Below are 14,235 nucleotides of genomic sequence, written 5' to 3'. Positions count from 1 at the left end.
GATTGGTCTTACTCCACTATGTTTAAAAAATCAAGCCTTTTTATACTGCTGGCATTCTCTTTTCTTTTGAGCTATTCTCAAAACAAAGGGCTATCCCCACTTTCCAAGTTAAGCTTACTTACTGTAGGAACAGGGGAAGATTTGGCAGCAAAATTTGGACATAGTGCCATTCGCATTCAAGACCCTACCTTGGGCATTGACGAGGTGTACGGCTATGGCACCTATAATTTTGAGGATCCCAATTTTTATTTGAATTTTGTCAAGGGTAAACTTGATTATACGATTTCACGCTATCCATACCCCTATTTTGAGCGAAGTTATGTATTGGAGAAACGATGGATCAAAGAGCAACAGCTCGATTTAAATTTAGCCCAACGCAATGCCATCATAGCTTTTCTAGAAAAAAATCTATTACCTGAAAACAAATTCTATAAATACGATTTTCTCTTTGAAAATTGTGCAACAAAAATCCCTGAGGTTTTTGAAATAACACTTGGCGACAATCTAAAATTTGATTTTTCCCACTTAGAAAATCAATTTACGTTCAGGGAATTGATACATCAGAACCTGAATGTAAATTCATGGTCCAACTTTGGAATAGACTTGGCTTTAGGCTCCGTAATAGATAAAAAAGCAACACCTTACGAGCATTTATTCCTTCCGTTGTATGTTTATAAGCAAATGAAATATACTACGGTCAATGAAAGGCCTATTGTAAAGTCGGAGTCGGTTTTACTGGATATACCGGAACAGGATAAAGGAACGTTTCTACTGCTGTCACCCGCTTTTTGGTTGGCCGTTCTCTTACTAACGGTCGTTTTGGTGACATACAAAGACATTAAAGAAGGGGGTAGAAGTAAATGGTTGGACTACGGTTTGTTTTTGGTCACCGGGCTGGCCGGAGCCCTAATTTTATTTTTATGGTTTGGTACGGACCACTTGGCGACCAAAGGAAATTTTAATGTGCTTTGGGCTTTTGCTCCAAATCTGTTCATTGCTTTTAACATGGGCAAAAAGAAACTTCCAAAATGGCTAGGGGCATATATGATAATTCTTTTCCTATTGCTTGGAGTAACCACTGCGCTTTGGATCATACAATTTCAGGTGTTTTCCATATTATTGATTTTTGTTTTGTTAGCCTTGGCAATCCGCTATTTGTTTTTATATCGATATATCAAAAACAACCTAAAACATTCTTAGAACGCCCAATTATAATATGAATCTACTGACCGTTGAAAATATTTCTAAATCCTATGGGGAACTGGTCCTTTTTGAAAATCTTTCCTTCGGCATCAACAAAGACCAAAAAATAGCCTTGATCGCTAAGAACGGGAGCGGAAAAACATCAATATTAAATATCCTTTCCGGTGCTGATACACCAGATACGGGACAAGTGAATTACAGAAAAAGTACACGCGTTTCCTTTCTTGCCCAAGAACCAAAAATGGATGCTAATCTTACTGTTGAGGAAACCATCTTTGCATCGGACAACGAGATTTTACGCGTAATCGCCGACTATGAAAAAGCACTGAAAAATACCGAAGATGCCGATGCTTACCAGCAAGCTTTTGAAGCTATGGACCGTTTTGAGGCTTGGGATTTTGAGACGCAATACAAGCAGATACTCTTTAAATTAAAACTGGAAGACCTAGACGCCAAGGTCGGTAAGCTTTCCGGTGGGCAAAAGAAACGTTTGGCACTGGCCAATGCCTTGATAAACAAGCCCGATTTATTGGTATTGGACGAACCTACCAACCATTTGGACCTAGAAATGATAGAATGGTTAGAGGAGTATTTTGCTAAAGAAAACATGACCTTGTTCATGGTAACGCACGACCGTTATTTTTTGGAGCGTGTTTGCAATGAAATCTTGGAATTGGACAATGGCGTCCTATACCCGTACAAGGGAAACTATTCCTATTATCTAGAGAAGAAAGAAGCCCGTATTGAACAAGAAACGGTAGAACAACATAAGACGGAATTGCTCTTTAAAAAAGAGTTGAACTGGATGCGCCGCCAACCCAAAGCCAGAACCACCAAATCCAAGTCCAGAATTGACGATTTTCACGCCATTAAGGAAAAAGCAAGTCAGCGCAGAAAAGAGCACCAAGTACAGTTAGAGCTGAACATGGAGCGTATGGGAAGCAAAATAATAGAACTGGTCAAGGTTTCTAAATCCTTTCCCGACAAACCTATTTTAGAAAAATTCGAATATAACTTCACTAAAGGGGAACGTATAGGTATTATTGGAAAAAACGGGACCGGAAAGTCTACTTTTCTAAATATTCTTTCGGGGAGGGACCAACCGGACAGCGGCAAGGTAATTGTTGGGGAAACCATTAAATTTGGGTACTACACCCAAAAAGGGATTGCTATAAAAGAGGGGCAAAAAGTCATTGATGTCATCCGGGAATTCGGGGATTATATTCCGTTGATGAAGGGTAGACAGATTTCTGCGCAACAATTATTGGAACGATTTCTTTTCAGCAGAAAAAAGCAATATGATTTTGTGGACAAGCTAAGCGGTGGAGAACGAAAACGGCTATACCTCTGCACGGTTCTCATACAAAATCCGAACTTTCTCATTTTAGATGAACCTACCAATGATTTGGATATCGTAACATTAAACGTATTGGAAAGCTTTCTTTTGGATTTTCAGGGATGCCTCATCGTGGTTTCGCATGACCGTTATTTCATGGACAAAATAGTAGATCACCTGTTGGTTTTCAAGGGCAATGCAGTTATTGAAGATTTTCCAGGAAACTATTCCGATTATAGGGCCTACGAGGATAGCCAAATCATAGAAAAGAGAGAACAAAAATCCCAGACGGATGTTCCCAAAACCTCTTGGAAAAATCCTGATTCTGGAGCCAAACTCTCCTATTCCGAGCAAAAAGAGCACAAACAGTTGGAAAAGGAAATTCAAAAATTAGAGGATGAAAAAAAGGAGATACAGGATAAATTTCTGGACACTACCCTCTCGGCAGATGACATAAAAACGCTATCTATAGAAATACAGGAAATTTCGGATAGTATAGAAGCAAAAACCGAGCGTTGGTTTGAACTTTCTGCAATGCTTGAAGATTGAAATCTATGATTGTAAAGCTTATTTTTAGTAATCAAAGAATAAACAACTATAAATTTGAAATCCATAGTTTTCTTTAAAGAACGAAATTCTTTTTGAGTGAGAGTCGTTCCGACAGAGCACGGCGACGAGGAATCCCATGGTATCGATTCATCATGGGATTTCTCACTGCGTTCGAAATGACAAATGCCCTTAAAAGTTTATGGAAACTAAAAGTAGCTGCAATGAAATTGCAGGGTTTTAACCCTTAACTAGATAATAAACAGTGTATCGTTTTCTTAGCTATATGAGATTTAGAGCAAGGGCATCCAACCAACATGGGGTGCACTCCCCGTTTGTTTACGATTATGTAACCAAATGCCTTTATCAAAAAACTAAAGGAAAACTCCCCGTCACGGAAGAGGTCTTATTAAAAAGTATTTCCTATTTCAATGTTAAAAATATAGGCTTGGTCAATAATTCGGATATTTTGAAACAGCGAATAAAAGCAATCGATAAGGACATATCTTTTCAACATGTACCTTTTGACATTATTTATGCCGATGAGCAGAGCCAATTTTTTAAAAAAGTGGCCAAAGAACAGGTTCATAATGATTCTATGTTACTCATTTCAGGGATACATAATACTCCAGAACATCATCAAAACTGGAAGAAATTAAGGAGCTTGGAACAAGCCAGAGTTACTATTGACCTTTTTTACTGCGGTATCGTGTTTTTAAGAAGACAACAGGCCAAGCAGCATTTTAGGATACGGATTTAATACGCTAATTTTATCCTACAAATCAGAAATAAAATGAACGATAATATTTACATTGTTCTAGGGGTTGTATTCGCAATTTATCTCGCCATTACCATCACCAATCGCAATAAATCCAAAAGGCGAAAGTCCAAAAAGTTTATGAGCGATTACAAAAGAAAAAAAGATAACAAATAATCTTTCGCTAGAAAAAACCTCTGACCCATAATCAAATGTGCAGCTTTTGTATTTGAGCTTGATTCTTGAAATTGAATTTTATTTATGAAAATATATACCAAAACCGGGGATAAAGGAAAAACTGCATTGTTTGGTGGTACTCGCGTTCCCAAACATCATATCCGTATAGAGAGCTATGGTACCGTGGATGAGCTTAACTCTTGGTTAGGACTTATAAGAGACCAAAATATTGCGAAGGAATATAAACAACAGTTAGAAAAAGTTCAGGATAAACTGTTCACTTTAGGAGCTATTTTGGCCACGGACCCTCAAAAAGCCATTTTGAAAAATGGCAAGGAACGTTTGAATATTCCTAGAATTTCAGATGATGATATTGAGGTTCTTGAAAAGGCTATTGATATCATGGACGAATCACTGCCTCAAATGACACATTTTATTCTACCGGGCGGTCACATCACCGTGTCATACTGTCATATTGCACGCACCGTATGTCGTAGGGCAGAAAGAATGGCTGCCCTTTTGTACGAAAACGAGCCTTTTGATGATGCCGTCTTATCCTACCTCAACCGACTCTCCGACTATCTTTTTGTGTTGGCACGAAAATTGTCAAAAGATTTGAAGGCGGAAGAAGTAAAATGGATTCCAGAAAAAAAAGAGGAATAAATTCGATATTTCTTCGTTATCAAGTTGTTATTGCAAAGATAATGTTGATAACTCGTCTTAAATAGTTGTAAAATATCTTGGCTATTTACATTTAAAAATTATTTTTGCAAAAATTTAAAATCAAACTGTTACCATGTATTGGACATTAGAATTGGCATCTTATTTAAGTGATGCACCCTGGCCGGCCAGTAAGGATGAATTAATAGATTATTCTATCAGGACCGGTGCGCCTCTAGAGGTTGTAGAAAACCTACAATCTATGGAGGAGGAAGGAGGTGAGATTTACGAGTCCATCGAAGAAATCTGGCCCGACTATCCAACGGAAGAAGACTACCTCTGGAACGAGGATGAATATTAATATTTTAGTATCGTAATTACTACTTAAAAGTCTCTTCGGAGGCTTTTTTTTTATGTAATTTTGGCAGTCTATGATGGTTTTTCAGCTCAAAACCAAGACTGGAATACCTTTTGCTGAGAAGAAATGTCGGTTATGCAAATCGGCTTTACATAATTTATTGAAACCTTTTGAAAACGTTGTTCCTGTGGTTTCAATCCTAACTGAAATAAAAACATGAGTTTTATAAATTCCATATTAAAGGCCTTTGTTGGGGATAAATCCAAAAAAGATGTAAAAGAACTTCAGCCTTTAGTAGACAAGATAAAATCGTTTGAAAGTGAGTTTGAAGGTTTGAGCCATGATGGACTTCGCCAAAAAACAGGAGAATTTAAACAGCAGGTCAAAGATTCTTACAAAGAATTGACCGAGCAAATAGAAAAGCTCGAAAAAGAAGTAAAGGAGTCAACCGATATCGATAAAAACGAGGATATCTATACGGAGATAGATCGCCTTAAAGAAGAGGCCTACAAATTATCCGAGGAGAAATTAAACGAGATTCTTCCTCAAGCCTTTGCCGTGGTAAAAGAAACGGCAAAACGCTTTGCGAACAATGAAACACTTACGGTAACCGCATCGGAATTCGATAGAAAAATTTCTGGTGACAAGGATTATGTGACTTTGGATGGCGATAAGGCCGTTTGGAGAAATTCCTGGGATGCTGCCGGCAAGCAGGTCACTTGGGATATGGTGCATTACAATGTGCAGCTCATTGGCGGTATTGCCCTACATCAAGGTAAAATTGCAGAAATGCAGACTGGTGAAGGAAAAACTTTGGTGGCTACGCTTCCCCTTTATTTAAATGCTTTGAGCGGGAATGGTGCACATTTGGTAACGGTCAATGACTACCTTGCAAAACGGGATAGCGCATGGATGGCTCCAATTTTTGAATTTCATGGACTTTCAGTGGACTGTATTGACCATCATAGACCAAATTCAGATGGGCGTCGTGCCGCATACAATGCAGATATCACTTATGGTACCAACAACGAGTTTGGTTTTGACTACCTGAGGGACAATATGGCGCATACGCCAAAAGATTTGGTACAACGACCGCATAATTATGCGATTGTGGATGAGGTGGATTCCGTACTTGTAGATGATGCCCGTACGCCATTGATCATTTCCGGTCCCGTTCCCGAAGGAGACCGTCACGAGTTCAATGACCTCAAACCCAAGGTGAGCGAAATAGTTCAAAAACAACGTCAGCATTTAACGGGTGTTTTGGCAGAGGCAAAAAAATTAATTGCCGAAGGCGATACCAAAGAAGGTGGATTTTTATTATTGAGGGTATATCGTGGGCTGCCTAAAAATAAGGCATTGATTAAGTTCTTGAGCGAAGAAGGAGTAAAACAGCTCCTTCAAAAAACGGAGAATTTTTACATGCAGGACAACAATAGGGAAATGCCGAAGGTAGATGAAGACCTATTGTTCGTAATCGATGAGAAAAATAACCAGATAGAGCTTACTGATAAAGGTGTTGATTATATTTCCGGTGCCCAGGATAGGGATTTCTTCGTAATGCCGGACATTGGCGGGGAGATTGCCAAAATAGAACAACAGAATTTAGAGATAGAAAAAGAAGCCGAACTGAAGGACGAACTCTTTAAGGACTTTACAGTCAAGAGTGAGCGCATTCATACGATGAGCCAATTGTTGAAAGCCTACACCCTGTTTGAAAAAGATGTGGAATATGTAGTGATGGACAATAAAGTGATGATTGTTGACGAGCAGACAGGCCGTATTATGGATGGGCGTCGTTATTCGGACGGATTGCATCAGGCCATCGAAGCAAAAGAAAATGTAAAGATTGAAGCATTAACACAAACATTCGCTACCGTTACGCTCCAGAATTATTTTAGAATGTATAACAAGCTTGCCGGTATGACGGGTACCGCTATAACCGAAGCTGGGGAGTTCTGGGAAATCTACAAGTTGGATGTTATGGAAATTCCAACGAACAGACCTATTGCTAGGGATGATCGGAACGATCTTATTTACAAAACCAAGCGAGAGAAATATAATGCCATTATCGATGAGGTAACCAAGTTGAGTCAAGCGGGCAGACCTGTATTGATCGGTACTACATCCGTAGAAATATCGGAATTACTTTCAAAACTATTGAGCGTACGCAAAGTACCGCATAACGTGCTAAATGCGAAACTACACAAGAAAGAGGCTGATGTTGTGGCAGAAGCCGGTAATCCGGGCGTGGTGACCATAGCTACGAATATGGCCGGTCGTGGTACGGATATTAAGCTCACAGATGCCGTTAAAGAAGCTGGAGGTCTGGCCATTGTAGGTACGGAACGTCATGATTCACGCCGTGTGGATAGACAGTTGAGAGGTCGTTCCGGACGTCAAGGAGACCCGGGAAGTTCACAGTTCTATGTTTCCCTTGAAGATAATCTTATGCGTTTGTTCGGTTCGGACAGGGTCGCAAAAATGATGGATAAAATGGGCCTCGAAGAAGGTGAGGTGATTCAGCATAGCATGATGACCAAGTCCATAGAACGTGCTCAGAAAAAAGTGGAGGAAAATAACTTTGGAGTGCGTAAACGTCTGTTGGAGTATGATGATGTCATGAACGCCCAAAGAGAGGTAGTCTACAAAAGGAGGAGGCACGCGCTACAAGGAGAGCGTTTAAAAGTGGATATCGCCAATATGGTATATGATACATGTGAAGTTATCGTAGAAGGAAACAAGGCCGCAAACGACTATAAAAACTTTGAGTTTGAGCTTATCAAATATTTCTCCATGACCTCTCCCGTTTCCGAAGATGAGTTTGGAAAACTAAGTGCACAGGAGATTACCGGCAAAGTTTATAAGGCAGGGTATAACCATTACAAGGAAAAGATGGAGCGTAATGCAGCAATTGCTTTCCCTGTAATCAAAAAGGTATATGAGGACAATGCCAATAAATTTGAGCGTATCGTGGTACCTTTTACGGATGGGGTAAAAACCTTGAACGTAGTGACCAACTTACAGGAAGCTTATGAAAGTGATGGAAAACAATTGGTAACCGATTTTGAAAAAAACATCTCCTTGGCCATTATAGATGATTCTTGGAAAACCCATTTGCGCAAAATGGATGAACTTAAGCAATCCGTGCAATTGGCCGTTCACGAGCAGAAAGACCCGCTATTGATCTACAAGTTCGAAGCTTTTGAACTCTTTAAGGAAATGATAGAAAAAGTGAACAAGGAAATTGTTTCTTTCCTGTTCAAAGGAGAATTGCCGTCTGAGAATCCCAATGAGATCCAAGAAGCCAGAAACGTAAGAAAATCAAAGGAAAATCTAAAGACTACAAAAGAGGAAATTCCCAATAGTGATGAATTGGCCGCGCAGAATAGAGCTGCCGGACAAACGCAGGGACAACGACCTGCAATTACTGAAACCATTATAAGGGAACGACCTAAAATTGGTAGAAATGAACGGGTAACTATAAAAAATGTAATGTCCGGAGAAAGTAAGACCGTAAAATATAAACAGGCGGAGCCATTGATAGACCGTGGCGAGTGGGTGCTTACAGAAGACTGATCATGAAATACATAGCGTATTAAAAAGGTAGCCTAATTGGCTACCTTTTTTTATTATTCATGATATTTGTTTTTAACCTTTAGAAATTCGTTAACCAACGGTATTTAAATTGAATAGATGTTTTAAACAATTAATTAACATTTATTTACGTTATAAAATATGGCTTTGTTTTATACGGTTTTCAATATCGGATAAAAGGGATGGGGATAGCTGCCATCCCAAAGCGTAAATTGCACTATGAAAGAATTTGACCGAATAAAGGAGAGAATCAATAATAAGACCCTTTTATTGATAAAATTCAACTATGTCTCTTCGTTTTTAAGTATACTTTTTGGCCTTATTTGTATGTTCTTATTGAAAATAGAGGACGTAATTCCTTATGTTTTTTTTGCATACCCGGTCATAAACCTTATCAATGTTTTTAGTTTCAAAAAGCATGGGAATTTGACCATAATGGCTATAACCACTAGTATTTTATCAGTAATAAGTACTTTATTGATAACACTTTTCAGTGGCGGTATTGAAAGCCCCTTTATTTTTGTTTTCGCTTTAATAGTTTTGGCAGGTTATATTTCTACCAGTATGTTCGGAAAGATATACATTAAAGTGATTTTGGTATTGATCGTAGCTATTTATCTTATTGATTTCTTGGATTTTCAATTTGTCACCGATGTTGTTCCTATTGCTTCAAAAAAAGCGTTCGGTCTTATGAGCATTCTATTTGCGGTATATCTACAAGGGGATGTTTTTGGAAAAACACTCTTAAAGACCCATCACAAACTTTATAAATCAAAAACCGAAATAGAACAAAGAATTCAGGAGAAAGAAATCTTATTGAGAGAAGTTCATCATAGGGTCAAGAATAATCTACAGACGGTATCCAGCCTATTGAACTTACAAGCAAGGGACACTGCTGACGAAAAGGTAAAAATCATTATGAAAAGCAGTCAAAATAGGGTTATCGTGATGTCAATGGTTCATGAAATGCTCTACATGCGGAACAATTTGTCCAAAATAGAATTTAAACCTTATGTTCAGGAACTAGCAGATTATCTCATTAAATCCTTAAAGCCGGAAGAGAGCGATATTTCTTTACATATTGATATTCCCGAAGTACAGTTGGGGATAGACACCGCAATACCCTTGGGGCTTTTAATCAATGAAGCAATAACCAACTCGCTCAAATATGGTTTTACCAACAAACCAAAGGGACTAATAGGCGTGGTCTTGAAAAAAGATACCTCCCCACATTCCTATATTTTAAATATAAGTGATAACGGTATTGGTTTTACCGAAAGTACCAATTTAGAAAAACCAAAATCCTTGGGATTGCGATTAATACACAATCTTGCCAAACAGCTCAAAGGGTCGGTTACCAAAGACTCATCCAAAAAGGGAACATATTATATCATTTTGTTCAAAGATATAGATCAAAAATATGGGGAAGTGGCTTAACGGATATCCATTTCCGCTAAACAATAAATTGTCTTAAAACTTATTTTACCCAAATCAATTCAATCATCAAAAGGATGATAGCATAATATTGCTGTTTAGAAATTAAACATACCCTATATCAATAGCTGCTGATAACACTTATTTAAAAAGAAAGAAGTGGTCAAATGGCTATTTTTTTGTGTTTCCTATTCTCAAGATTATCGTTACGGCGCATTTAATACTTAAAAAATTACGATTAAATACAAAACATAACTAGCTTTACATTGTCATTTAGTGCAAAAAGACCGAATAACCACAAGTATCTATGACCGATTTTAACATAGACAAGGAACGCCTTAAGGACAAGACCAAACTCGTTTTAAAAGTCAATTACGTCTCTAGTGCGCTCGCTATCCTTTTTGGTATTTTGTGCTATTTCTTGTTGGATATCAAACAAATAATACCCCATACCTTTATTGCATTTGGTTTGCTCAATTTGGTCAATACGTATTTCCTAAAAAAACATGAAAGTTTATCCTTTACGTACAATATCTCCTCTATATTGGCACTAACGGGCGCGTTTATCATAACGGTGTATAGTGGTGGTATCAACAGTACGTTTGTGTTCACATTGGCTCTGGTGGTTTTCGCAGGTTACGCTACGACTAAAAAATACGGTCAAGTTTACCTTAATCTTATATTCTTTTTGGTCATTTTGATTTTTTCCCAAAGCATTCCAGATTTTACATTTACGGAGAATGTTATCCCGGAAAAATCAAGGAATATCTTTAATCTGTTATCAGTATTATTTTCCATCTATCTATTGGGGAATATTTTCGGCAAGAATCTGTTACGAACGCACAATGATTTATATAAATCGAAAAAAGCGTTGATGTCTCAAATGGAAGAGAAAGAAACCCTTTTAAAAGAAGTACATCACAGGGTCAAAAATAATTTACAGACCGTCTCTAGCTTACTAAGCCTCCAATCTAGAAATATAGAAAACGGAAAAATGAGAACCGTTTTAAAAGGCACCCAGAATAGAGTTATTTCTATGGCTATGGTACATGAAATGCTCTACATGAGAAAGGATATTGCCCATATTGAATACCATTCCTATGTGCGTGAACTCAGCGAGTATCTTTTAAAATCCATTAGGGGCGTAGAAAACGATATCGTGTTGAATATTGATATTCCCGATGTTAAACTGGGCATAGACACCGCTATTCCTTTGGGCTTGCTAATAAATGAGATTGTCACCAACTCCTTAAAATACGGAATGCCGGAGCAAGGGGGCGAAATCAATATTGTACTCAAAAAGAAACCGGATAAAAATTTTATACTTCATATTGGTGATAATGGCGAAGGTTTTTCAGATGACATCAACCACACGAATACCAAATCCTTGGGCTTAAAATTAATCTACAATCTCACGCGGCAACTAAAAGGCACCATAAAAAAGGATAACGACAAAAAAGGAACCAACTACATCATTACCTTTCAAGAAATAAAGGAGCAAATAACGCCCGTAGTTTAAGTTTTTAGCTTACGCTGTCATTCTTATCAAAATCATTTTTAAAAAGTATTCTTCTACTGAAGTTTCCTGTGGATATTCCCTATATTTAAGCTGCTAATTTAATATCATCAAATGCTTAAAAAACTCCTGTGTATCTTCTTTTTATATGGTACCACCATCTACGGACAAGATTATTTCCTTGAAAAGTTCAAACCTTACAATGACCAAATTCCTTCTCCCGAAGCTTTTCTGGGCTACGGTATAGGCGAACACCATACTAGACATGACCTAATCGTCGCTTATTTGGAAAAGTTGGCAGAGGTGTCCAACAGAGCCGCTATCAAAGAGTATGGCAGAACGCACGAAGGTCGTAAATTGATTATGCTAACCATTACAACACCTGAAAACCTTAACAACTTAGGTGATATCAAGAAAAAACATCTTGCTTTCACGGACCCCGACCAAACCCCAACGGACTATGATGAAGTTCCAATCTTCATCAATCTAGCGTATAATGTACACGGCAACGAACCCTCCAGTTCGGAAGCGGCATTATTGACCGCTTATACCTTAGTTGCTTCGGAGAATCCTGAAATAAAAAAATACATTCAAAATGCGGTCATTTTCATTGACCCGACCATTAATCCCGATGGTAGGGACCGTCATACCCAGTGGGCCAATACCTATCAAGGAAATCCGGAAGTTGCGGACCCTCAAGATGCGGAGCATAACGAATACTGGCCAATGGGCCGTACAAATCATTATTGGTTCGATCTGAACAGGGATTGGTTGTTGGGAATCAATCCTGAAAGTCGTGGAAAATTGACATGGTACCATGAATGGTATCCTAATGTTGTGACCGATTTTCATGAAATGGGTACACAAAGCACTTATTTCTTTGAACCAATGAAAACCAATGGTTCCCTAAATCCCATTATGCCCAAAGAAAATTATGAAGACTTGAATACACTTTTCGGAAACGAGTTTGCCAAGGCCTTGGACAGTATCGGTTCGCTCTATTTTACGAAGGAAGTCTTTGATGGCACCTATCCCGGCTACGGTTCTTCCTATCCCGATTTACAGGGCGGACTAGGGCTCTTATTTGAGCAGGCCAGCTCTCGGGGACATAGACAGACCACGGCATTTGGGGAAATATCATTCCCGTTTACCATCAGAAATCAATATGTTTCCAGTATGACCACGGTCAAAACTGCAGTGGCCAATAAGGCGTATATGCGCAAATACCAACAGCAGTTCTTTAAAAGTGCCTTGACCAACGCTTCAAAATCGAAAATCAGGGGTTACTCTTTTGGTGATGCCTATGACCAGAATAGGACCAAGGCTTTCATTGATAAGTTATTGTTGCATAAAATTGATGTATATAAATCTGGCGACCGTTTTGTGGTACCTACCAAACAACCACAATATAGAATGGTACAGACGATGTTCGAGACCTATGAAAAATATCGCGACAGCGTGTATTATGATGCTTCCGCTTGGTCCGTTGCCAATTTTTACAATATGAAATACAAGCCCGTAAACGGATTGAATCTGGGCGAAAAAATCACAAGTACCGATAATTTAGTAACAATAATACCTGTTCAAAAATCGGAATATGCCTACGTATTGGATTGGGACGATTACAATGCGCCTGCGGCACTATACTATTTGCAGAAAAAGGGAATAGTGGCATCCTCATCACCAAAACCCTTTACAGCAAAAACAGGAAATGGGGCAAAAGCCTTTAATTATGGTGCGGTCATCATTCCTGTAAGCCTACAGAAGAAGGATGCGAACGCTTTATATACAATGTTACAAGAAGTACAGGCCAAGTTTAATGTTTCCATTTTTGCCGTGAATACGGGTCTTAATATAAGTGGTGGTGATATCGGTAGTCGTTTAACGACTCCCATGCGAAAAACCAAAGTCGCTATGCTTATTGGCGAGGGTGTCCGGTCCTACGAAGCTGGGGAAGTATGGCACTTGTTGGATACCCGAGTGCATATGCCCATCACCAAAATTCCTATGCGAAACTTCGAAAGGGCCAATTTGGACAAATACAATACACTGGTCATGGTCTCAGGGAACTATAAGCTTGACAAAAAACAACAGGGAAAAATTAAAGATTGGACCAGTAAAGGCAATACGCTAATCACCATTGGAACCGCTACTAAATGGGCCGTAGAAAAGAAACTGGTCAAAGAAAAATTGATTGAGACCGAAAAAGATTCCACAAAATTGGCCGTACGAAAACCCTATGTAGATGCATCCGAGAATATTGGGAAGGAAAGTGTGGGCGGTATCATCGTAAAGGCTGATATTGATGTGACCCATCCCCTAGCCTTTGGGTACCATGACCAAAGTATCCCGGTATACAAAAACAATACGGTTTGGTTGGCCCCGAGCAAAAATCCGTACGCTACAGTGGCCAAATACAACAAAGACCCACATATTGACGGTTTTATTACCGAAAAGAATATGGAAGAGAATTTGAGACCCTCGGCTTCATTGATTGTTAGTAAATTGGGTAGCGGAAGAGTCGTCTTGTTTGCCGATAATCCCAATTTTAGAGGTTCTTGGTACGGTACCAACCGTCTGTTCCTCAACGCTCTATTTTTAGGTGATAAAATAAATATTCCTTCTGAAGATTGATAATGAGTTAGTTGGAT

General features: G+C 38.7%; 10 protein-coding genes. All 10 read left to right on the top strand.

Features of this window, described 5'->3' with window-relative positions; all coding sequences use genetic code 11:
- Positions 1-18: 18 nt before the first annotated feature.
- The 10 genes from ACKWBX_RS06420 to ACKWBX_RS06375 all read left to right on the top strand — a co-directional run bounded on the left by ACKWBX_RS06420 (position 19) and on the right by ACKWBX_RS06375 (position 14,218).
- Positions 19-1,200, top strand: coding sequence for a lipoprotein N-acyltransferase Lnb domain-containing protein (locus ACKWBX_RS06420; protein WP_413967821.1), 1,182 nt, complete (start codon positions 19-21; stop codon positions 1,198-1,200).
- Positions 1,201-1,216: 16 nt separating this feature from the next.
- Positions 1,217-3,088 carry an ABC-F family ATP-binding cassette domain-containing protein gene (locus ACKWBX_RS06415; protein WP_413967820.1) on the top strand — a complete coding sequence of 624 codons (1,872 nt, stop codon included), beginning with the start codon at positions 1,217-1,219 and terminating at the stop codon, positions 3,086-3,088.
- A 283-nt stretch (positions 3,089-3,371) separates the two neighbouring features.
- Positions 3,372-3,845, top strand: a complete 474-nt coding sequence (locus tag ACKWBX_RS06410; protein WP_413967819.1) for a hypothetical protein — start codon at positions 3,372-3,374, stop codon at positions 3,843-3,845.
- A gap of 33 nt (positions 3,846-3,878) precedes the next feature.
- Positions 3,879-4,019 (top strand): hypothetical protein, encoded by a 141-nt coding sequence (locus tag ACKWBX_RS06405; RefSeq protein WP_413967818.1) that lies wholly within the window; start codon positions 3,879-3,881, stop codon positions 4,017-4,019.
- Between the two features lie 84 nt (positions 4,020-4,103).
- The gene (locus tag ACKWBX_RS06400; RefSeq protein ID WP_413967817.1) at positions 4,104-4,682 is read left to right on the top strand and encodes a cob(I)yrinic acid a,c-diamide adenosyltransferase; all 579 of its coding nucleotides are present in this window, start codon (positions 4,104-4,106) and stop codon (positions 4,680-4,682) included.
- Positions 4,683-4,815: 133 nt separating this feature from the next.
- The gene (locus tag ACKWBX_RS06395) at positions 4,816-5,040 is read left to right on the top strand and encodes a DUF2795 domain-containing protein (protein ID WP_027064442.1); all 225 of its coding nucleotides are present in this window, start codon (positions 4,816-4,818) and stop codon (positions 5,038-5,040) included.
- A 213-nt stretch (positions 5,041-5,253) separates the two neighbouring features.
- On the top strand, positions 5,254-8,616 hold the full coding sequence (secA, locus tag ACKWBX_RS06390; protein ID WP_413967816.1) for a preprotein translocase subunit SecA: 3,363 nt from the start codon (positions 5,254-5,256) through the stop codon (positions 8,614-8,616).
- 237 nt (positions 8,617-8,853) lie between these two features.
- Positions 8,854-10,071, top strand: a complete 1,218-nt coding sequence (locus ACKWBX_RS06385; RefSeq protein WP_413967815.1) for a sensor histidine kinase — start codon at positions 8,854-8,856, stop codon at positions 10,069-10,071.
- Positions 10,072-10,375: 304 nt separating this feature from the next.
- Complete coding sequence (locus tag ACKWBX_RS06380) at positions 10,376-11,587, top strand: sensor histidine kinase (RefSeq protein ID WP_413967814.1); 1,212 nt, start codon at positions 10,376-10,378, stop codon at positions 11,585-11,587.
- A 111-nt stretch (positions 11,588-11,698) separates the two neighbouring features.
- Positions 11,699-14,218, top strand: a complete 2,520-nt coding sequence (locus ACKWBX_RS06375) for a M14 metallopeptidase family protein (protein ID WP_413967813.1) — start codon at positions 11,699-11,701, stop codon at positions 14,216-14,218.
- Positions 14,219-14,235 lie beyond the last annotated feature (17 nt).

Source organism: Maribacter algae (assembly GCF_047345745.1).
Lineage (GTDB): Bacteria > Bacteroidota > Bacteroidia > Flavobacteriales > Flavobacteriaceae > Maribacter.
This window is presented reverse-complemented; position numbering and strand designations above follow the sequence as displayed.